The 20,260-nt window shown below is 60.1% G+C and carries 17 protein-coding genes; 10 read left to right on the top strand and 7 right to left on the bottom strand.

Annotated elements, in window-relative coordinates; genetic code table 11:
* Positions 1 to 80: 80 nt before the first annotated feature.
* Positions 81 to 494, top strand: coding sequence for an alternative ribosome rescue aminoacyl-tRNA hydrolase ArfB (gene arfB, locus QRN31_RS22015; protein ID WP_090181465.1), 414 nt, complete (start codon positions 81 to 83; stop codon positions 492 to 494).
* Here the strand turns inward: arfB and QRN31_RS22010 are convergent.
* The 7 genes from QRN31_RS22010 to phhA all read right to left on the bottom strand — a co-directional run bounded on the left by QRN31_RS22010 (position 491) and on the right by phhA (position 5,859).
* On the bottom strand, positions 491 to 1,690 hold the full coding sequence (locus QRN31_RS22010; RefSeq protein WP_285434539.1) for an MFS transporter: 1,200 nt from the start codon (positions 1,688 to 1,690) through the stop codon (positions 491 to 493). The genes arfB and QRN31_RS22010 overlap by 4 nt on opposite strands.
* Before the next feature lie 104 nt (positions 1,691 to 1,794).
* Complete coding sequence (locus QRN31_RS22005; RefSeq protein ID WP_285434584.1) at positions 1,795 to 1,977, bottom strand: hypothetical protein; 183 nt, start codon at positions 1,975 to 1,977, stop codon at positions 1,795 to 1,797.
* 76 nt (positions 1,978 to 2,053) lie between these two features.
* The gene (locus QRN31_RS22000) at positions 2,054 to 2,185 is read right to left on the bottom strand and encodes a hypothetical protein (protein WP_010461912.1); all 132 of its coding nucleotides are present in this window, start codon (positions 2,183 to 2,185) and stop codon (positions 2,054 to 2,056) included.
* 296 nt (positions 2,186 to 2,481) lie between these two features.
* Positions 2,482 to 2,865 (bottom strand): DUF6124 family protein, encoded by a 384-nt coding sequence (locus QRN31_RS21995; protein ID WP_285434538.1) that lies wholly within the window; start codon positions 2,863 to 2,865, stop codon positions 2,482 to 2,484.
* A 553-nt stretch (positions 2,866 to 3,418) separates the two neighbouring features.
* Positions 3,419 to 4,612 (bottom strand): amino acid aminotransferase, encoded by a 1,194-nt coding sequence (locus tag QRN31_RS21990; protein ID WP_502942517.1) that lies wholly within the window; start codon positions 4,610 to 4,612, stop codon positions 3,419 to 3,421.
* Complete coding sequence (locus tag QRN31_RS21985; RefSeq protein WP_064679132.1) at positions 4,612 to 4,968, bottom strand: 4a-hydroxytetrahydrobiopterin dehydratase; 357 nt, start codon at positions 4,966 to 4,968, stop codon at positions 4,612 to 4,614. The genes QRN31_RS21990 and QRN31_RS21985 overlap by 1 nt, the downstream gene beginning before the upstream one ends.
* Before the next feature lie 105 nt (positions 4,969 to 5,073).
* Positions 5,074 to 5,859: a phenylalanine 4-monooxygenase gene (phhA, locus tag QRN31_RS21980; RefSeq protein ID WP_222585208.1), complete on the bottom strand. Its 786-nt coding sequence runs from the start codon at positions 5,857 to 5,859 to the stop codon at positions 5,074 to 5,076.
* Between the two features lie 311 nt (positions 5,860 to 6,170).
* On the opposite strand from phhA, the gene QRN31_RS21975 reads away from it, so the two are divergent.
* From QRN31_RS21975 to QRN31_RS21935, 9 genes are all read left to right on the top strand, one after another.
* Positions 6,171 to 7,733, top strand: a complete 1,563-nt coding sequence (locus QRN31_RS21975; protein ID WP_259151162.1) for a sigma-54-dependent transcriptional regulator — start codon at positions 6,171 to 6,173, stop codon at positions 7,731 to 7,733.
* A gap of 227 nt (positions 7,734 to 7,960) precedes the next feature.
* Positions 7,961 to 8,701, top strand: a complete 741-nt coding sequence (locus tag QRN31_RS21970; RefSeq protein ID WP_222585210.1) for a flagellar basal body rod protein FlgF — start codon at positions 7,961 to 7,963, stop codon at positions 8,699 to 8,701.
* 46 nt (positions 8,702 to 8,747) lie between these two features.
* On the top strand, positions 8,748 to 9,533 hold the full coding sequence (gene flgG / locus QRN31_RS21965) for a flagellar basal-body rod protein FlgG (RefSeq protein ID WP_222585211.1): 786 nt from the start codon (positions 8,748 to 8,750) through the stop codon (positions 9,531 to 9,533).
* A gap of 51 nt (positions 9,534 to 9,584) precedes the next feature.
* Complete coding sequence (gene flgH, locus QRN31_RS21960; protein ID WP_222585212.1) at positions 9,585 to 10,280, top strand: flagellar basal body L-ring protein FlgH; 696 nt, start codon at positions 9,585 to 9,587, stop codon at positions 10,278 to 10,280.
* A 27-nt stretch (positions 10,281 to 10,307) separates the two neighbouring features.
* Positions 10,308 to 11,396 (top strand): flagellar basal body P-ring protein FlgI, encoded by a 1,089-nt coding sequence (locus QRN31_RS21955; RefSeq protein WP_167360535.1) that lies wholly within the window; start codon positions 10,308 to 10,310, stop codon positions 11,394 to 11,396.
* 11 nt (positions 11,397 to 11,407) lie between these two features.
* A complete protein-coding gene (gene flgJ, locus QRN31_RS21950; protein ID WP_285434533.1) occupies positions 11,408 to 12,700 on the top strand; it encodes a flagellar assembly peptidoglycan hydrolase FlgJ in 1,293 nt (430 codons plus the stop codon).
* A 23-nt stretch (positions 12,701 to 12,723) separates the two neighbouring features.
* The gene (gene flgK, locus QRN31_RS21945) at positions 12,724 to 14,763 is read left to right on the top strand and encodes a flagellar hook-associated protein FlgK (protein ID WP_285434532.1); all 2,040 of its coding nucleotides are present in this window, start codon (positions 12,724 to 12,726) and stop codon (positions 14,761 to 14,763) included.
* A gap of 13 nt (positions 14,764 to 14,776) precedes the next feature.
* A complete protein-coding gene (locus QRN31_RS21940; protein ID WP_285434531.1) occupies positions 14,777 to 16,354 on the top strand; it encodes a flagellar hook-associated protein 3 in 1,578 nt (525 codons plus the stop codon).
* Between the two features lie 116 nt (positions 16,355 to 16,470).
* Positions 16,471 to 20,067, top strand: a complete 3,597-nt coding sequence (locus QRN31_RS21935; RefSeq protein ID WP_285434529.1) for a glycosyltransferase — start codon at positions 16,471 to 16,473, stop codon at positions 20,065 to 20,067.
* Positions 20,068 to 20,260: the final 193 nt, after the last annotated feature.

Here is a 20,260-nt window from a genome sequence, read left to right as displayed (position 1 = left end):
GTTTTCAGTCCTCCCACAAGGGCCGCATTCGTTCAGTCCATTCGCGGTATCCTGCACGTTCTGAATACGGACGCTTTTCCATGCTGGTGATTTCCAACAATGTGCATCTGCCGGATGCCGAGATCGAGTTGACGGCCATTCGCGCCCAGGGCGCCGGTGGGCAGAACGTCAATAAGGTCTCCAGCGCCATGCACTTGCGCTTCGACATTGCGGCATCGTCCTTGCCCGAGTTCTACAAGGAGCGGTTGCTGGCGCTGCGTGACAGTCGCATCACCAGTGACGGGGTGTTGATCATCAAGGCCCAGCAATACCGCACGCAGGAGGCCAATCGCGCGGATGCGCTGGAGCGGCTGGTCGAGTTGATTCTCAGCGCCACCAAGGTCGAAAAGAAACGTCGTCCGACCAAGCCGACCCTCGGTTCGAAGAAGCGTCGGCTCGAATCCAAGACCAAGCGCGGCAGCATCAAGGCCGGGCGCGGCAAGGTGGATTTCTAGCGGGCGTCGCGTTCTTCCCGATATTTTGGCGCCTGCCGGTACAGGTACACGCTGAGCGCCAATCCGCTCAACGCAGCGAACGCGGCGAACAGGAAGATCGAGGCAAAACCAAAGCCTGCGGCAATCGCACCGGCCAGCGGTCCGGTGATCCCCAGCGACAAATCGATGAACAACGAATAGGCACCGACCGCTGCGCCACGGCTGGAGGCGGGCACCAGGTTGACCGCTTCAACCCCCAACGCCGGAAACACCAGCGAGAAGCCGAAACCGCTCAATGCCGCGCCGGCCAGCGCCCAATGCGCATCCGGTGCGAGCCACAACAGCAGCAAGCCCAGGGTTTCCACCGACAGACAGGCAATTGCCACGCGAAAGCCGCCGAGGCGGTTGATCAGGTTGCCGAACAGCAGCCGCGCGCCAATGAAACTGGCGCCGAACAGGCTTAGGCACAGCACGGCGTTGTTCCAGTGTTGCGTGGCGTAATACAAGGTGATGAAAGTGGCGATGGTGCCGAAACCAATCGACCCCAGTGCCAGGCCGCAACCGTGTGGCAGTACGCGGCCGAGCACGTGCATGAACGGCAGCCGTTCGCCGACCACTATCGGCGCGGCGGTTTTCGGCCAGGCCAGCACCAGACCGATAATGGCCAGCAGCACAATGCTCACCCCCATGCTCCACAAGCCCAACTGACTGACCAACAACACCCCCAGCGGCGCGCCAACCGCCAGCGCGCCGTAGCTGGCGATACCGTTCCAGGAAATCACCTTGGCGGTGTTCGCCGCGCCGACCCGGCCAATCCCCCAGCCAATCGAACCGGAACCCACCAGGCTTTCAGCGCTGCCGAGCACCAGTCGGCCGATCAACAGGCTGATCAGGCTCAGCATCGGCAAGCTTTGGGTCCAGGCGGAGATCAGCATGAACACACCGCTCAAGCCGCAGCCGGCGAGGCCGTACATTACCGCCAGCTTGCTGCCTTTGTTGTCGATGATTTTCCCGGCGTAAGGCCGGCTCAGCAGGGTGGCCAGGTATTGCACGCTGATCACCAGCCCTGCGATCACGGCGCCAAAGCCCAGGTCGCTGTGGACGTAGCCGGGCAATACGGCCAGGGGAATGCCGATATTGAGGTAGCCGATGAAGGTGAACAGGACGATGGAAACGACTTGCAGCGTGACCGCCAGGGGGCGCTGGTTTTCAGACATGGGTAAAGGTCCACGGGAAAGCAGGATAGATAGGCTGCTTATGATACCGGCGCGGGCGGCCGAGGGGCGTGGAAAAAGTAAAACTATTTGCCGGGTGGCATAAGTCAGGGTTTGGCGGGGGCGACCAGTTGTGTCGTGACCAGGGCGGCCAAGGCGTTTTCTTCGCTGCCGAAACGGGCGAGCAACGCGGCTTGTTTCTCGGGGGAAAGGCGATTCCAGATCTCGATCATTTTCTCGGCGGTGCCGATCAGGACGCTGGCTTGGGTTTCAGTGAAATCATCGCTCATGGTGTCGAACTCGCGGTTCAGGCGGTGTGGAAAGCGCATGTTAGCGCTTTCCACACGGTCTGGCATTGCGGGTGTTTCAGTCTTCGCTGTCAGCCTGGCGGCGTTCAGTGGCTTCTTTCGGCTCGGGCTGTTGGGCACCGGCTTGTTGCGTGGTTGTCTGCTCAGTTTCGTGCAGGCTTGGGAAGGGGAGATTAGGGATCTCGTGCATGTTTCGCGCTCCTCGCAAAGTCTGTTGATAGATCTGGTAGATCCGCGCTTTTACAAAGCTTGGGCAGGATACAGCAGGAGAAATGACAAATAGACTTTTATATCCATTTGTTTCGACGGATGGGATTGTCTAGACAGGTCTACAGCAGTGACGCAAAAACAATGTGGGAGCGAGCTTGCTCGCGATAGCGGTGTGTCAGTCAATGATGATGTCGACTGACACTGCGCATTCGCGAGCGGGCTCTCTCTCCCATTTCGTTATTTGCAGACTAGGAAAATGGCGTGATCCAGCCGGTATTACTCAGTCGGTACCAGGTTATCCAGCACCTGATTAACCGCCAACTCTCCCAACATGACGATCTGGGCGATCCCTAACAGCGTTTTGCGATGGGTGCCTTCGAGCAGGGCGGCGAAGCCGTTGAGCATGACGTTGGCTGAGCCGAGGATCTCGCTGGCGTCGACCAGCAGGGATTCGTTGCTGGACTTCGGATTGGTCATGTAGAGGCGATTGGGGCAATAGGGCGCCGCCATGATTCGGGCGGTTGGTGGACCCAGATAATAGTCGAGGGCGCGCTCGGCGGCTTCGTTGAATTTTTTCGAGTCAGGGCATTCGTAGGGAGATGCTGGATCGGTGATGGAGGCCGGTTCGGTGACTGGCGGGTTTGGCGTTACCTTGAACATGGGTGACTAACCTCTGATGAGGCTGCGACCTTCTCGCCGCTAAGCAAGGGGTGGCAGCTGTGCGCAAGTTAGCGGACCGGTAGTCACCTAAAACCCGGTGCACCCGAAGGTGCCATGCGCACAGCCACCATCAAGTGCAGGCGAGTGCCTGACTGGATTCGACATGTGCAACCGTAGACGACTAGCCGAGCCGCTAAGCTCGATCACTGGAATCAGTGACGCAATCAAATTACCCAGCAAGCACCAGGCGCACAAGCCAGCGGATTCTGGCGTAGCCGTAGGCAACGGCGCAAGGTTTTGTAGCCCTTGGGACGTATCACGACGTGTCGATAAACAGCCGTGGCTGATCGTGTTTATTGGATTTGGATTTTTTGAGAAAGGTCTTACGTAGTCGGGAGCGATTTCAGCGATTGGCTTGTTGGAAGCGCCAACACAAAACAAATGTGGGAGTGAGCCTGCTCGCGATAGCGGTGAGTCAGTCGATACATCTGTCGACTGACTCACCGCTATCGCGAGCAAGCTCGCTCCCACAGGGTAAGTGCAATGGCTTGGGTTACTTGCAGACTTCGGCGATTGCCTCGGCCAGCAGATCCAAGCGGGTTGCATCGATTCCGGCGACGTTGGCCCGGCCGGTGCCAACCATATAAACGCTGTGGTGATCACGCAGCTGTTTGACCTGCGCCGGCGACAAGCCAGTGTAGGAAAACATCCCGCGCTGCACGCCCATGTGCGCAAAGCGCTCACGCAAGCCGTGCGGTTCAAGCGCTTCCAGCAGACCGCTGCGCAATTGGGCGATGCGCAAGCGCATGGTTTCCACCTCGTCGGCCCAGAGGCTTTTCAGCTCCGGATCGCCAAGGATGGTCGCGACCACAGCGGCGCCGTGATCCGGTGGCGTCGACCACAGGTTGCGGGCGATGTTGGCCAACTGGCTGCGGATATCCACCAGTTTCTCAGCGGTTTTCGCACAGACAATCAGCGCACCGGTGCGGTCGCGGTACAAGCCGAAGTTCTTCGAGCAGGAACTGGTGATCAGTACTTCCGGCAACGCGTCGGCGAACAGACGGGTCGACCAGGCATCCTGTTCCAGGCCATCGCCGAAGCCTTGGTAAGCGAAGTCGATCAGCGGCACCAGGTCGCGGCTGCGCACCACGTCCAGCACGCGGCGCCAGTCGTCATGGGACAGGTCGAAACCGGTCGGGTTGTGGCAGCAGGCGTGCAGCAGCACCACATCGCCCTTCGGCGCTTCGTTGAGGACGGCCAGCATGGCGTCGACATCGAGGCGGTTATCGCTGCCGACGTACGGGTAATGACTGACCTTGACCCCGGCCGCCGCGAAAATGGTTTCGTGGATCGGCCAGGTCGGGTTGCTCAGCCACACGCCACGGCCGGGCAGGCAGTGGGCAATGAAGTCCGCACTCAGGCGCAGCGCGCCGGTGCCACCCGGTGTCTGGGTGGCGCCAACGCGTTGTTCAGCGATCAGCGGCGAATCGGTGCCGAGCACCAGTTCAATGATCGCTTTGCCGAAGGCGGGTTCACCGTGGCCGCCGATGTAGGTCTTGGTGGTCTGGCGATCCACCAGGCGCTGCTCGGCGAGCTTCACGGACTGGGGAATCGGGGTCAGGCCCTGGGCGTCTTTATAGACACCCACGCCAAGGTCGAATTTGCGCGGATTAGGGTCCTGCGCATAGGCCTCCATCAGGCCGAGAATCGGGTCGCCGGGCACTCGACCTATGGCGTCAAAATGCATTATTTGCGGCCCTCGGCGTCTTTGGCCACTTCGTCAGTGCGCGCGGCCATGATGAAATCGTTGCGGTGCAGACCTTTGATGGAGTGGCTCCACCAGGTCACGGTGACTTTGCCCCACTCGGTCAGCAGGCCAGGGTGGTGACCTTCGGCCTCGGAGATTTCGCCGACCGCGTTGGTGAACGCCAGCGCATGTTTGAAGTTCTTGAACAGGAAGATTTTTTCCAGCTGCATGACGCCGTCGCGAACTTCGATGTTCCAGTCGGGGATCTGCTTGATCAGCACCGGCAATTCTTCGTCGCTGACCTGAGGGGCATCGGCGCGGCAGGCTTCGCAGTGGGCTTGGTTCAAAGTGGACATGATGAGATTCCTGAAATCTGATTATTGGAATTCGGCCGTCAGTACCCCCACGCTAAACCAAAGCGTCGGGTCCTGACAGACTCACTTGATTCTAAAAGCTGCGGATCAAGCAGCTTTGGGCGGAAATTTGGGGGTGTGCAGGCCCAACTGCATGCCTTGCTTGACCATGCCCATGATGTCTTCATGGGCCAGATCGAACAGGCGCTTGAGGTTCGGCAAGACAAAGTACAGCGGTTGCAGAATGTCGATGCGATACGGCGTACGCATGCATTCCAGCGGATCGAAGGCTTGATGTTCAGGCTCGTCCGACAGGCAGTAAACGGTTTCTTTCGGCGAAGAAAGAATGCCGCCGCCGTAGATACGCAAGCCTTGCTCGGTATCAACCAGGCCGAACTCGATGGTCATCCAATACAGGCGCGCCAGATACACGCGTTCTTCCTTGGAAGCCTGTAGGCCGAGTTTGCCGTAGGTGTGGGTAAATTCGGCGAACCAGGGGTTGGTCAGCAGCGGACAGTGGCCAAAGATCTCGTGGAAAATGTCCGGCTCTTGCAGGTAGTCCAGCTCTTCACGGGTGCGGATAAACGTCGCCACCGGAAACTGCTTGTTGGCCAGTAATTCGAAGAAGGTCTGGAAGGGAATCAGCGCCGGCACACGGGCAACTTGCCACCCGGTGGTTTCGCCGAGGACTTTGTTGATCTCGCCAAGTTGCGGAATGCGGTCGTGGGGCAGACCGAGTTTTTCGATACCGTCCAGGTATTCCTGGCACGCACGACCCTCGATCACTTTCAGTTGACGAGTGATCAGCGTGTTCCACACCGCATGTTCTTCGGCGGGGTAGTCGATAAAACCTTGCGCATCGGGCTCGCGAGCCACGTATTGCGTCTGCTTCATGCTGCTCTCCTGCTAGGGGATTTCGTTCTTGTTATGTCCTGCTATGGACCTAGAAATACCCCAAGGTGTAACGCGTTGCAGCAGGTGCCGGACGTCGAGAGTAGGAAAATTCGTCAATTTCCGTAAATAATTCGTTACGGTTTGTCCGCTATGGCGCAGGTATTGCGATTTGCGGGGTTGAATTGGCCCACAGGTGTCACATAATCTTGACAACTATCTGAGTGGCTCGGCAAATAATTAGGGCCGAGAGCGCTCCCACAGGTTATGCGTCCAGCACAAAACCTCATTCACCGCTTTTTCGGGCCTTTTATATGCGTATCAAAGTCCACTGCCAGAACCGCATCGGCATTCTGCGCGACATTCTCAACTTGCTGGTCGAGTACGGAATCAACGTCGCTCGCGGCGAGGTCGGTGGTGAACACGGCAACGCGATCTACCTGCATTGCCCGAACCTGATCAACATTCAGTTCCAGGCCCTGCGTCCGAAATTTGAATCGATTGCCGGCGTATTCGGCGTCAAGCGCGTAGGACTGATGCCCAGCGAACGTCGGCACATGGAGCTCAATGCCTTGCTTGGTGCCTTGGAGTTTCCGGTGTTGTCGATCGACATGGGCGGCTCGATTGTCGCGGCCAACCGTGCGGCGGCGCAGCTACTCGGAGTACGGGTGGATGAGGTGCCGGGAATTCCGCTGTCGCGTTACGCCGAGGATTTCGACTTGCCGGAACTGGTGCGCGCCAACAAATCGCGGATCAATGGCTTACGGGTGAAGGTCAAGGGCGATGTGTTTCTGGCCGATATCGCGCCACTGCAATCGGAGCATGACGACAGCGAGGCGATGGCGGGTGCGGTGCTGACGCTGCACCGCGCCGACCGCGTCGGCGAGCGCATTTATAACGTGCGCAAGCAGGAGTTGCGCGGGTTCGACAGCATCTTCCAAAGCTCCAGGGTGATGGCGGCGGTGGTGCGCGAGGCACGACGCATGGCGCCACTGGATGCGCCGCTCTTGATCGAAGGCGAAACCGGCACGGGCAAAGAGTTGTTGGCGCGGGCCTGTCACCTTGCCAGTCCGCGAGGGCAGTCACCCTTGATGGCGCTCAATTGCGCTGGTCTGCCGGAATCGATGGCCGAGACTGAATTGTTCGGTTACGGCCCCGGCGCTTTCGAAGGCGCACGGGCCGAAGGCAAGCTTGGGCTGCTGGAATTGACGGCGGGCGGCACGCTGTTTCTGGATGGTGTCGGGGAAATGAGCCCGCGCTTGCAGGTGAAATTGCTGCGTTTCCTGCAGGACGGTTGCTTCCGTCGTGTGGGCAGCGACGAAGAGGTTTATCTGGATGTGCGGGTGATCTGCGCAACGCAGGTGGACCTGTCCGAGTTGTGCGCGCGCGGTGAGTTTCGCCAGGATTTGTATCACCGTTTGAACGTGCTCTCGTTGCACATCCCTCCGCTGCGTGAATGCCTCGATGGACTGACACCGCTGGTGGAACACTTCCTCGATCAGGCCAGCCGGCAGATTGGTTGTCCGCTGCCGAAGCTCGCGCCAGCGGCGATGGAGCGGCTTAGTCATTACCACTGGCCGGGCAATGTCCGGCAATTGGAAAACGTGTTGTTCCAGGCGGTTTCGTTGTGTGAGGGCGGGACGGTCAAGGCCGAACATATTCGGCTGCCGGACTACGGTGTGCGTCAGCCGCTCGGCGATTTTTCGCTTGAGGGCGGGCTGGACGAGATTGTCGGGCGCTTTGAGAAAGCCGTGCTGGAGCGCCTGTATTCCGAGCATCCGAGCAGCCGGCAACTGGGCAAGCGGTTGGGGGTTTCGCACACCACCATTGCCAATAAATTGCGTGAGTACGAAGTCGGCAAAGAGCCCGGCCCCTGACCGATCAGAGCGCTGCGCGTCTTCAGTGTTCAGGCCGATCCTTGCCTCTTGGCGGCATAACACCGCCGGTTTTTCGACTTTGACACAATCCTCCATTCCCCTCTGAAACCCCTAAAGTCCTTTGTTTGCCGGGCCCGGCACCGCCAGAAAAAAGTTGGTCTGCAAATTGCTTGTCGCTCAACAGTACAGCGGTGGGCGGCAAACGTCCGGCATGCAGAGGAAAGACTGTGGACAAGTACCTTTATGTGGCAATGACCGGCGCCAGCCAGAATGCACTGGCGCAGAAGGCTCATGCCAACAACCTGGCAAACATCTCCACCAACGGTTTTCAGAAAGACCTGGAGCAGGCTCGTTCGATGCCGGTGTTTGGTGACAGCTTTCCGGCGCGTGCCTTTGCCATGACCGAGCGTCCGGCCACCGACTTCTCGTCAGGTTCGATGGTAGAAACCGGCCGTGATCTGGATGTGGCAGTGACCGGCGATGGCTGGATTGCCGTGCAAAGCCCTGACGGCAGCGAAAGTTACGTGCGCACCGGTAGCCTGGACGTTGACGCCTTGGGCGTGCTGCGGGCCGGCAACGGTATGCCGGTGATGGGCAATGGCGGGCCGATCGCCGTGCCGCCCGAGCAGAAAATCGAAGTGGGCGAGGACGGCACCATCAGTATTCGTTCGATGGGTGAAGGCCCACGGGTGATCGCTCAAGTCGACCGTATCAAACTGGTCAACCCTGACCCGAAGAACATGACCAAAGGCCTGGATGGTTCAATCCACACCAAGGACGGCAAGCCGGCGCAAGCCGATGCGAGCGTCAAGCTGGTGTCTGGGTTCCTTCAGTCGAGCAACGTCAATGCCGTGGAAGAAATGACCTCGGTGCTGGCCTTGTCGAAGCAATTCGAGCTGCACATCAAGATGATGAACACCGCCAAAGACGATGACCAGGCCATGGCTCGGGTCTTGCAGATCAGCTAATTACCAGAACGTCGCGCCGTAAAACAGGCGCACGAGGAGAATCGAAATGCTTCCGGCTCTATGGGTTGCCAAAACAGGTCTGTCCGCCCAGGACACCAACCTGACCACCATTTCCAACAACCTGGCGAACGTATCGACCACGGGTTTCAAACGTGACCGCGCCGAGTTCCAGGACTTGCTGTACCAGATCAAACGCCAGCCTGGCGCCCAGTCGACCCAGGACAGCGCACTGCCGACCGGTCTGCAAGTGGGTACCGGTGTGCGCATTGTCGGCACCCAGAAAAACTTCACCGCCGGCAGCCTGCAGACCACTGAGCAGCCACTCGACCTGGCGGTCAACGGTCGCGGGTTCTTCCAGATCCTGCAGCCGGATGGCACCACGTCCTACACCCGTGACGGCACGTTCCACCTCGATTCCAACGGTCAGGTCGTGAATGCCAGCGGTTTCGCCCTGGAACCGGCGATCGTCGTTCCGAACAACGCCCAGAGCTTTACGGTCGGTACGGACGGCACGGTGTCCATCACCGTTCCCGGCAGCGCGGCCTCTCAGGTGATCGGCAACCTGCAAACCGCCGACTTCATTAACCCGGCCGGTCTGCAAGCGGTCGGTAACAACCTGTTCCAGGAAACCGCGGCCAGCGGCGCGCCACAAGTCGGCACCCCGGGCCTGAACGGTTTCGGTACCACGCTGCAGAACACCCTGGAAGGGTCCAACGTCAGCACCGTTGAAGAGATGGTCAACATGATCACCACTCAGCGCGCTTACGAGATGAACTCCAAGGTGATCTCCACCGCCGACCAGATGCTCTCGTTCGTAACGCAGAATCTGTAATCAAGTCTATGAGGCGGCATGAAGCCGCCTGCAGCACCGTGAGGTAGGGTCATGAATCGCTTTGTATCTGTTCTGGCACTGAGTGGGGTGGTCTCGCTTGCAGGCTGCGTCGCGCCGACGCCCAAGCCCAATGACCCTTATTACGCCCCGGTGTTGCCGCGCACGCCGTTGCCGGCTGCCGCCAACAACGGCTCGATCTATCAGGCCGGTTTCGAACAGAACCTGTACAGCGACCGCAAGGCATTCCGGGTCGGTGACATCATCACCATCACCCTGAACGAGAAGACCCAGGCCAGCAAGAACGCCAACTCCCAGGTCGGCAAGACCAGCAAGACCAGCATTGGCCTGTCCTCACTGTTTGGCAGTACGCCCAACGTGAATAACCCGGTCGGCAGCGGCGATCTGACTCTGGATGCCAGCTACAGCGGCGACCGCGCAACCAAGGGCGATAGCAAGGCCGGGCAGGGCAACAGCCTCACCGGTTCGATCACCGTGACCGTCGCCGACGTGTTGCCCAACGGGATCATTGCGGTGCGCGGCGAGAAGTGGATGACCCTCAATACCGGTGATGAGCTGGTACGGATTGCCGGCCTGGTTCGTGCCGATGACATCGCCACTGATAACACGGTTTCGTCGACGCGCATTGCCGATGCACGCATCACCTACTCGGGCACCGGTTCGTTTGCCGATGCGAGTCAGCCAGGCTGGTTCGACCGTTTCTTCCTCAGCCCGCTGTTCCCTTTCTAGGTGGCTACGTTGAACTTCAAAAGTCTCATGGTGGCCGCCCTGTTGCTGTCCGCAGCCTTCAACGCTCAAGCTGAGCGCCTGAAGGATATCGCCAGCATTTCCGGCGTGCGGACCAACCAATTGATCGGTTACGGCCTGGTGGTCGGGCTTAACGGCACCGGCGACCAGACGACCCAGACCCCGTTCACCCTGCAGACCTTCAACAACATGCTCTCGCAGTTCGGCATCAAGGTGCCGCCAGGTTCGGGCAACGTGCAGCTCAAGAACGTCGCCGCGGTGTCGATCAGTGCCGAATTGCCGGCGTTTGCCAAGCCGGGTCAGCAGGTCGACATCACCGTTTCTTCCATCGGTAACTCCAAAAGCCTGCGCGGCGGCACCTTGCTGCTGACGCCGCTCAAGGGTATCGATGGCAACGTCTACGCCATCGCCCAGGGCAACCTGGTGGTCGGCGGTTTCGATGCTGAAGGTCGTGACGGTTCGAAGATCACCGTCAACGTTCCGTCGGCGGGTCGTATCCCGGGTGGTGCGTCGGTCGAGCGTTCAGTGCCGAGCGGTTTCAACCAGGGCAACAGCCTGACCCTGAACCTCAACCGTTCGGACTTCACCACCGCCAAGCGCGTGGTCGACAAGATCAACGATATGCTCGGCCCTGGCGTTGCCCAGGCCATCGACGGCGGCTCGATTCGCGTCACGGCACCTTTGGACCCGAGTCAGCGGGTCGACTATCTGTCGATCCTTGAAAACCTCGAAGTCGATCCGGGCCAGGCGGTGGCGAAAGTCATCATCAACTCCCGTACCGGCACCATCGTCATTGGCCAGAACGTGAAAGTGTCCCCGGCCGCCGTCACTCACGGCAGCCTGACCGTGACCATTACCGAAGACCCGATCGTCAGCCAGCCCGGCCCTTTGTCCAACGGGCAGACAGCCGTCGTGCCGCGCTCGCGGGTCAACGCCCAGCAGGAAGCCAAGCCGATGTTCAAGTTCGGCCCGGGCACCACCCTCGACGAAATCGTGCGTGCGGTGAACCAGGTCGGCGCGGCGCCGGGTGACTTGATGGCCATCCTCGAAGCACTGAAACAGGCCGGCGCGCTGCAAGCCGACCTGATCGTGATCTGAGGACGGCGACCATGGACATGCGCAAGGCCGGCACACTCAGTACCAGCGATTCGGGGTCCTATTCGGACCTCAATCGCCTGAACCAGCTCAAGGTCGGCGACAAGAACAGCGACGGCAACATGCGCAAGGTCGCGCAGGAGTTCGAATCGCTGTTTCTCGGTGAAATGCTCAAGTCCATGCGTTCGGCCACCGAAGCGCTGGGCAAGGACAACCCGCTCAACACGCCGGCCGCCAAGCAATACCAGGAAATGTACGACCAGCAATTGGCGATTTCCATGTCCCGCGAAGGCGGTGGTATTGGTCTGGCGGATGTGCTGATGCGCCAGATGTCGAAGAACAAACCGCTGGCGCCAGGTGAGGCTGAGGCTGCCTCTGCGGCGAAACAGGCGGCGGCGAAAGCAGCCGTACAAACCCCGATAGACGCAGGCACGACGGGCACCAATGGTCCGTTGTCGCGCCTCAATGGCCAGCGTCCATTGTGGACGTCGCGCTCGGGCAGGGTGCCGGCGCACACCGCCGATCACACGAATGATGTGGCGATGCTCAATCAGCGCCGCCTGGCGCTGCCGCCGAAACTGGCGGACCGTTTGCTCGCCGGGCTGGTGCCGTCGGTCTCCAACACCGCGGCCACTGCCGCGACCGCACAGACCAGGATCCAGTTGCCGCAGAGCGGCAAGACCGGTGCCGGCCCGCTGTTCAATGGCGATTGGCTGGCCTCGCAGACGGACACATCGTCAAAGGGGCAAATGCAGATTTATGGTCGGGCCATGGCGCAGATTCCTTTGGCACCCGCGAAAAAAGCCTTCAGCTCCGCCGACGAATTCGTCAACACGATGTTGCCACTGGCCAAGGAAGCCGCCGACCGCATTGGCGTCGATCCACGTTACCTGGTGGCTCAGGCCGCACTGGAAACCGGCTGGGGCAAATCGGTCATGCGCGCCCAGGATGGCAGCAGCAGCCACAACCTGTTCGGCATCAAGGCAGGCAGCAGCTGGAAGGGTGATTCGGCGCGAGCGATCACCAGCGAATTCCGTAATGGCGAGATGGTCAAGGAGACGGCCGAGTTCCGTTCCTATGATTCGTACAAAGACAGCTTCCATGACCTGGTGACTTTGCTGCAGACCAATAATCGCTATCAAGATGTGGTGAAGTCTGCCGATAACCCAGAACAGTTTGTACGCGAGTTGCAGAAAGCCGGGTATGCAACCGACCCGGCCTACGCCAGCAAGATTTCGCAGATAGCCAAGCAGATGACGAGTTACCAAAACTACGCTGCGGCGGGCGCTACCACCACGCCTTTATAGGCACAAGGCATAAGGTCTGAACCATGAGTTTGCTCAATATCGGGATGTCGGGTCTGGCGGCTAGCCAATCCTCTTTGTCTGTGACAGGCAACAACATTGCCAACGTCGACACCGCCGGTTATTCGCGTCAGCAAACCGTGCAGAGCACCAAGGCTTCGCAGCAGTTCGGTAATGTGTTCATCGGCACCGGGACGACCCTGGCGGACGTTCGCCGGGTCTACAACTCCTACCTCGATGCTCAGTTGCGCACCGCCACCTCGCTCAACAGCGAAGCCTCGGCGTACCAGGCTCAGGCCACTCCACTGGACGCCACGCTGTCCGATACCAACACCGGATTGACCGGCGTTCTGCAGAAGTTCTTCACCTCCCTGCAGGGTGTTTCGTCATCGGCGACCGACGATACGTCGCGCCAGTCGGTGCTGACCGGTGCCCAGGCGTTGAGCAATCGCTTCAACACCGTCGCCAAGCAATTGAATGACCAGAACACCACCCTCAATGGCAGCCTGTCCGACATGGCGACCAAGGTGAACAAGCTGGCCACGTCGATTGCGTCGCTGAACCAGAAAATCGGTGAGGTCTCCACCAGCGGCGGTCAGCCGAACGACTTGCTCGACAACCGTAACGAAGCGGTACGTCAGCTGTCCGAACTGGTCGGCGCCCAAGTGGTCGAGCGCGGCACCAGCTACGACATTTACGTCGGCAGCGGCCAGCCGTTGGTGATCGGCAACACCACCAACACCCTGGGCACCGTGCCGAGCAAAGACGATCCGTCGCGCATGGCGCTGCAAATGGATCGCGGCTCCAGCACCATCGACATCACGTCGGTGGTCAGTGGTGGCGAAATCGGCGGCCTGCTCACTTACCGCAAGGAAGTGCTCGACCCGTCGCTCAACGAGCTGGGGCGTGTGGCCCTGGTGATGGCTGACCAGATCAACAGTCAGCAGGCGCAGGGCATCGACAAGAACGGTGATTTCGGCGCGGCGATTTTCAACAACATCAACAGCGCCGCACTGATCAGTCAGCGCAGTATCGGCCAGGCGGGCAATAGCGCCGGCTCGGGCAACCTCGATGTCACAATCAAGGACACCGGCAAGCTGACCACCAGCGATTATCAGGTGACGTTCAGCACGCCCACCGACTACACCGTCAAGCGTTCTGACGGCACCGCCATGGGCGCCTTCAGCACCTTGACCACGCCGCCTCCGGTGATCGATGGTTTCAGCCTGTCCCTGAACGGCGGTGCCTTGAGCGCGGGCGATACCTTCAAGGTGACCCCGACTCGCGGCGCGGCAACCAGTATCCAGACAGTCCTGACCGACCCGAAAAAGATCGCGGCGGCAGCGCCACTGAGCGGTGTGGCCAGCTCCAAAGCCACGGGCACTTACACCCAGCCGACGCTGACCAGCACGCTGGATATCTACAGCCCGACGGCCCAGGCCGACATGCAGACCGGGCTCAAGTACTCGACGCCGGTCAAGTTGACGTTCGGTTCCCCGAGCGGTGGCAGCCAGACTTACAGCCTGAGTGATGCACAAGGCAACCCGTTGGGTAGCGGCACCATTGTTCCGGGTCAGAACAACACCTTGAACCTGACAGTGCCCATGATCGATGCCAGCGGCAACCCGATCATGGGTGGCGCTCCGCCGGTGCAGAAAACGTTCACCGTGCAAACCACGGTGGGTGGTTCGCCCACCAACGGCGAAAGCTTCTCGATCTCCCTGACCGGTGCGGCATCCTCGGACAACCGCAACGCTCAAGCGCTGGTCGGTTTGCAAACCAAACAGACCGTGGACACCGGTTCGGCGAGCAAGGGCATCAGCCTGACCGACGCCTACAACACGCTGGTGACCAACGTCGGCACCAAAGCCGCGCAAGGCAAGTCTGACAGCGCCGCCACCTCGGCGATCCTGACCCAGGCCAAGGGCGCCCGTGACTCCCTGTCCGGGGTCGACCTGGATGAGGAAACCGGCAACCTCGTCAAATACCAGCAGTACTACACCGCGTCTTCGCAGATCATCAAGGCTGCGCAGGAAATTTTCAGCACGCTGATCAACAGCCTTTAAGGAGTCGTAATTCATGCGCATTTCTACCGCCCAGTATTACGAGACAACCGCTGCCAACTATCAGCGCAACTTCAACAAGGCGATCGCGACCAGCAATGAAGCCAGCAGCCTGACGCGCGTCAACACTGCCGCTGATGATCCGCTCGGTGCCGGTCGTTTGCTGCAGCTCGGTCAGCAGAGCGCAATGCTGGATCAGTACAACACCAACATCAGTTCGACCAAGAGTTCACTGAGCCTGCAGGAAACCACCCTGGATTCCATTGGCACCGCCTTGCAGCGCGCCAAGGAAATCGCCCTCAGTGCCAACAACGGCATCGCCACCGACGACGACCGTAAAGCGTATGCCTCGGAACTGGGCCAGATCCAGCAACAAGTGCTGGGCCTGATGAACTCCAAGGATGCCGCCGGCAACTTCCTGTTCTCCGGTTCGAAAACCGACACCCCGCCTTACTCACAGAATTCCGACGGCACCTACACCTACAACGGCGACCAGACCAGCATCAACCTGGGCATCGGCGATGGGTTGACGGTGGCGTCCAACACCACTGGCTGGGACGCGTTCCAGCAGACCATCAATACCAGCCGCACCCAGGCCACCATGACCGCTCCGGCGGTGGATGATGGTCGCGTGGTCCTGTCCAATGGTCAGGTCAGCAATAGCGCAACCTACGACGCCAAGTTCGCCAGCGGCCAGCCATACACGGTCACCTTCTTGAGCAGCACCCAGCTGAAGATCACCGATGGACTGGGCAACGACGTAACGACCGAGGCCAGCCAGAACGGCGCGTTCAGCAACAGCAACGGCGCCAACCAGGTGGTCAACTTTCGTGGCGTCGACCTGAACCTGAACATCAACCTCAAGCCGGGCGATGTACCGGACACAGTGATTGCCGGTCACACCTTCCAGCTGTCGGCCTCGCAGGACTCGTTCAACGCCACGCGCAGCGCCGGCAACGCGTCCACAGCTGTCATCACCGGTTCCGCCATCACTAACCCGGCGGCCTACAATGCTGCGTTCCCGACGGGTGGGGCGGTCCTCAAGTTCACCAGTCCGACAGCCTTCGACCTCTACGCTGCGCCGGTGACCGTCGACAGTCGCCCAGTGTCTTCGGGCGCCGTGGTGGCCGGTCCTCCGTCCACCGCCACTGCTGCGGGCGTGACATTCACCCTGGGCGGTGGTGCACCCGCCGCCAACGATCAGTTCGCGGTCCAGTCCAACAATCACCAGACCCAGAACGTGCTCGACACATTGGGCAAGATGATCAGCGCGATGAGCTTGCCAGTCGATGGCAACACGAACGCCAAGCAGCAATTCCAGGCGGCCATGGAATCGGGCCTCGCGAATCTGGATAGCGCCAGTAACCAGTTGGGCTCGGCCATTACGTCGATCGGTGCGCGCGGTCAGTCACTGGACGATCAGACCACGACTAACCAGAGCCTGAGCCTGGCGAATACGGCGACCCAGTCGTCGATTCGTGACTCCGACCCTGCCGAAGTCATGACGCGCCTGACCCTGCAGCAGACCATGCTGCAAGCCGCGCAACTGGCGTTCAGCAAGATCACTTCGCTGGGGCTGTTCAACAAGATCTGACGGCAGCCGGGCGCGCAAGCGTCCGGTGACCGCTGACCCTCCCATATCTACTGTCTTTTTCCGCGGTTCCAAGGGCTCGCTTTTCTGGGCGAGCTCTCGCCGCCTGCGAGTCCGCCGTGAATTCACTCCCTCTTGTCAGCCTCGTCATTCCCGCCTTCAATCCGCGCTTTTTTGGTCGGGCGTTGCACAGTGCCGTGAGCCAGGACTATGGCAATCTCGAGGTCATTGTTTGCGACGATAGCCGTGGCACTGAAATCGAAGAGATGGTCAATTCGTTGAGCGGGCAGACGGATGTCGTCGTGCACTATGTGCGCAATCCCCGCACGCTCGGATTGGTGGGAAACCTGCAAGTCTGCCTGGAAGAAGCGCAAGGCGAGTTCATCAAGTTTCTTTGCGATGATGACCAATTGTTCGCCACGTGCATCGAGCGTCAGGCACAAGTGCTCATCGATCGTGAAGATGTGAATCTGGTACTGGCCCAGCGGTTGTTCTGGGATGCCGATGATTTGCCTTTGCCTTCGCGGCTTGAAAACACACCGCTTTCCCCGGTGTGCGGGCTGTTCAAGGGTGAAGACCTGCTGGCGATCTTCGAGAATTTCCCGGTCAATATCCTCGGCGGTTTCAGCAATGCCATGTTCCGTCGTGCCGATGTACTGGAGCTGTTGCCGGCCTTGACTCAACCAGGTCATTGTTTTGTCGCGACCCTGGATTTCGCCTTGTACATGTGCCTGCTGCGGCGCGGTAATCTGGTGGTATCCAATCATGTGTTGAGTGTCGAGCGCCTGTACCCGGAGCGTTTGAGCAGTCAACAATCGATGAGGGATTCGGTCGAGGCCGAGCGGCAATGGCTGTTGCAGATGCTCAAGGCCCGCAGCGGCGAATCTGCGCCAGCGCCGGGTTGGGTTCGCTACCTGCCGCTGACCAAGGCCGACGAGTTGCCCCGGGTTTGGGAAGAGTTACCGCTGAGCCGAACCCTGGGCACCAAGCAGACCACCCAGGACTGGCATGTCGGCATTGCCAGTGTCAGTTTCTCCGAGCTGTACGCCCAGTGGCTGGCGTGCCGCTGCCTCACCGACGGTCAGCGCACATTGTTGCCCGAAACATTGGTGAGCTGGCCGCGCACGCCAAAAATCGTCCCGATCATTATTGATGAGCAGGGCAGCCGCTCAGCGCTGGACCACACGTTGCAATCCCTTGCCGCGCAAGACTATCCACCTGAACTGACACTGGTGTTGTCCTCGTCGTGCATGGAAGCCGAGCTGGATGAGCGGATTTTCCGTTTGCCGCTGCAAGATGACTGGCAGCAGCAGATCAATGAACTGTTGCCGCAACTGGACGGGGCTGACTGGTTCTACCTGCTGCGTGCCGGCGATCGCCTGGTGGCGCCGGCCTTGCTGGTAATGGCTGAGCGGATTGCCCTCTCGCGCACGCTGAAGTGCCTGTACAGCGATGAAGGTGGCCTGCGGCAGGGCGAGTCGGCCGAGCCGGCGTTCAAGCCAGACTTTAACCTGGACTTGATGCGCAGCTACCCTTATGTGGGGCGTGCGCTGGCGTTTGACCGTGAAGCGTTTCTGGCGTTGGGCGGTTTTGATTCCGTCTTTGGCGAACTGGCCCCTCATGATGTGCTCTGGCGTCTGGTCGAAAATGACGGCCCGCAAGTGATCGGACACGTTGCCGAAATCCTGCTGGAGTCGCCGTTCGATCTTGCCAAGTGGCTGTCCCAGCCCGAAGTGGTCAATAACAATCCGCTGTTGCTGCAAGCGCACCTGGACCGCATGGGCATCGCGCATGTGATTCGCGATGCGGGTTCGACGCTGCTTAACCGAGTCGACTATCACCATGAGGATCGTCCGTTAGTGTCGATCGTCATCGTTGGCAAGGATCAGACCATCGCCATGCAGCGCTGTGTCGAGAGCCTGCTGGAAAAAACCGCCTACACCGACTATGAGTTGCTGCTTGTCGACAACGGTAGCGAAAGCGCCGAGGCCCTCGCGTGGCTGGCGGGTATGGCGCAGTTGGGCAGCGAGCGGATTCGCGTGTTGACGTATCCACAGCAAGGCAATGGCGCGGCGGTGCGCAACTTCGCCGTGAAGCAGGCTGCTGGCGACTACGTGCTGATGCTTAACCCGTACACCGTGATCACCCAGAGCGACTGGCTGGATGAATTGCTCAATCACGCACAACGATCGGAAGTCGGCGTGGTGGGGGCGAAGGTGTTCAACCCGGATGGACGAGTTCTGCACGCGGGCCTGATTCTTGGTTTGCAAGGGCCGGCCGGCGTGCCGTTTTACGGCGAGTCGCTGAACGCCGCGGGCTATATGTATCGCCTGCAGGTAGCCCATGACTTGAGCGCCGTCGGCGCTGATTGCCTGATGATCCGCAAAGCCGTATTTGACGCGGTTGGTGGCCTGGACGAGCAGAACCTGGGCCAGAGCCTCAACGAAGTGGACCTGTGCCTGCGTGTGGGTCAGGACGGTTATCTGGTGGTCTGGACACCTTTTGCCAAACTGGCCTTGGGCGCTCAGCCGGCGGTAACGTTGTCGGAGGCCGAGCAGGCCTCGCGCACTCAGGAACAGCAAGTGTTTTACAAGCGCTGGCTGCCGATCGTGGCTCGCGATCCAGCCTACAACGTCAATTTATCGTTGCACGGGTTGGGCGGTTCGAGCTTCAGCCTTGAGCCGGGCCTGCGTGCCGGCTGGAGCCCGTTCTCGAAATCTCAGTTGCCGACAATTCTTGCACTGCCAGTCAATGCCTCGGCCATCGGTCACTACCGCGTGACGCAGCCCTTGATCGAACTGGAAGCGGCGGGCAGGGCTCACGGACGTATTCACTACAACTTGCCGTCGATCATTGAGGTCGAGCGTCAGTCGCCTGACGTGATCATCCTGCAGGGTCGTTACTCCGAAGGACCGATCAACGAGATTCCGGGCCTGATAACCTATTCCAGCGCCCGACGGATTTACGAGCTGGATGACTATGTCATCAACGTCCCCCATCGCAATGCGCATATCCGCAACATGCCGGGCAAGGACGAGATGGAGAAATTGGTACGGCGCGCGATCGGCATGTGTGACCGCGTGGTGGTCTCCACCGACGCGCTGGGTAACGCATTGTCGGACATGCATGACGACATTCGTGTCGTGCCAAACATGCTGGCCAAGCACTTGTGGAGCGACATGCGCAGCCAGCGCCGCACTTCAAAAAAACCTCGGGTCGGCTGGGGCGGCGGCACCAGTCACCACGGCGACCTGGCGGTGATTGCCGACGTGGTTCGCGAGCTGGCCAACGAAGTCGACTGGGTGTTCTTCGGCATGTGTCCGGATGATTTGCGCCCCTACATGCATGAGTTCCATGGTGTGATCGGGCTGGACGTCTATCCGGCGAAGCTGGCCAGTCTGAACCTGGACCTGGCGCTGGCACCGTTGGAGTTCCACATCTTCAACGACTGCAAGAGCAACCTGCGTCTGCTGGAGTACGGGGCTTGCGGTTACCCGGTGATCTGCACTGACACCGAGGCTTATCGCGGGTACCTGCCTTGTACCCGGATCAAAACCAACTCCACCGATGAGTGGCTGCAAGCGATCCGCATGCACCTGGCCGACCCGGACGCCAGCTACCGCATGGGCGATGAGTTGCGCGAGGTGGTTCTGCGCGACTACGTGTTGCGCGGTGACAATCTGCGCTACTGGGAAAATGGCTGGTTGGCGGATTGATCATCGGCCGGTCCCTGCCAGTTGGGTGCATATCCGTTTCTGCGGTCATGGCGGCTATTGGTTCCGCCTTTACGGCGGGTCACTTGGAGAAGCGCCAAGTAACCAAGCGCCTGCGCCCCTGACGTACGGTGCCTCGCCTAGGCTCGGCATTCCCTCACTCCGGTCCTGCTCCGTGGGCCCGCCGCCATCGGCC

It is taken from the genome of Pseudomonas sp. fls2-241-R2A-110 (genome assembly GCF_030209165.1).
Classification (GTDB): domain Bacteria; phylum Pseudomonadota; class Gammaproteobacteria; order Pseudomonadales; family Pseudomonadaceae; genus Aquipseudomonas.
The sequence above is the reverse complement of the archived record's forward strand: the minus strand, read 5'-3'. Positions and strand labels throughout refer to the sequence as shown.

Bases quoted from the DNA above. Each gene is read 5' to 3' on its own strand.
- arfB (WP_090181465.1), top strand. From the start codon at position 81: ATGCTGGTGATTTCCAACAATGTGCATCTGCCGGATGCCGAGATCGAG.
- QRN31_RS22010 (WP_285434539.1), bottom strand. From the start codon at position 1,690: ATGTCTGAAAACCAGCGCCCCCTGGCGGTCACGCTGCAAGTCGTTTCC.
- QRN31_RS22005 (WP_285434584.1), bottom strand. From the start codon at position 1,977: ATGAGCGATGATTTCACTGAAACCCAAGCCAGCGTCCTGATCGGCACC.
- QRN31_RS22000 (WP_010461912.1), bottom strand. From the start codon at position 2,185: ATGCACGAGATCCCTAATCTCCCCTTCCCAAGCCTGCACGAAACTGAG.
- QRN31_RS21995 (WP_285434538.1), bottom strand. From the start codon at position 2,865: ATGTTCAAGGTAACGCCAAACCCGCCAGTCACCGAACCGGCCTCCATC.
- QRN31_RS21990 (WP_502942517.1), bottom strand. From the start codon at position 4,612: ATGCATTTTGACGCCATAGGTCGAGTGCCCGGCGACCCGATTCTCGGC.
- QRN31_RS21985 (WP_064679132.1), bottom strand. From the start codon at position 4,968: ATGTCCACTTTGAACCAAGCCCACTGCGAAGCCTGCCGCGCCGATGCC.
- phhA (WP_222585208.1), bottom strand. From the start codon at position 5,859: ATGAAGCAGACGCAATACGTGGCTCGCGAGCCCGATGCGCAAGGTTTT.
- QRN31_RS21975 (WP_259151162.1), top strand. From the start codon at position 6,171: ATGCGTATCAAAGTCCACTGCCAGAACCGCATCGGCATTCTGCGCGAC.
- flgG (WP_222585211.1), top strand. From the start codon at position 8,748: ATGCTTCCGGCTCTATGGGTTGCCAAAACAGGTCTGTCCGCCCAGGAC.
- flgH (WP_222585212.1), top strand. From the start codon at position 9,585: ATGAATCGCTTTGTATCTGTTCTGGCACTGAGTGGGGTGGTCTCGCTT.
- QRN31_RS21955 (WP_167360535.1), top strand. From the start codon at position 10,308: ATGGTGGCCGCCCTGTTGCTGTCCGCAGCCTTCAACGCTCAAGCTGAG.
- flgJ (WP_285434533.1), top strand. From the start codon at position 11,408: ATGGACATGCGCAAGGCCGGCACACTCAGTACCAGCGATTCGGGGTCC.
- flgK (WP_285434532.1), top strand. From the start codon at position 12,724: ATGAGTTTGCTCAATATCGGGATGTCGGGTCTGGCGGCTAGCCAATCC.
- QRN31_RS21940 (WP_285434531.1), top strand. From the start codon at position 14,777: ATGCGCATTTCTACCGCCCAGTATTACGAGACAACCGCTGCCAACTAT.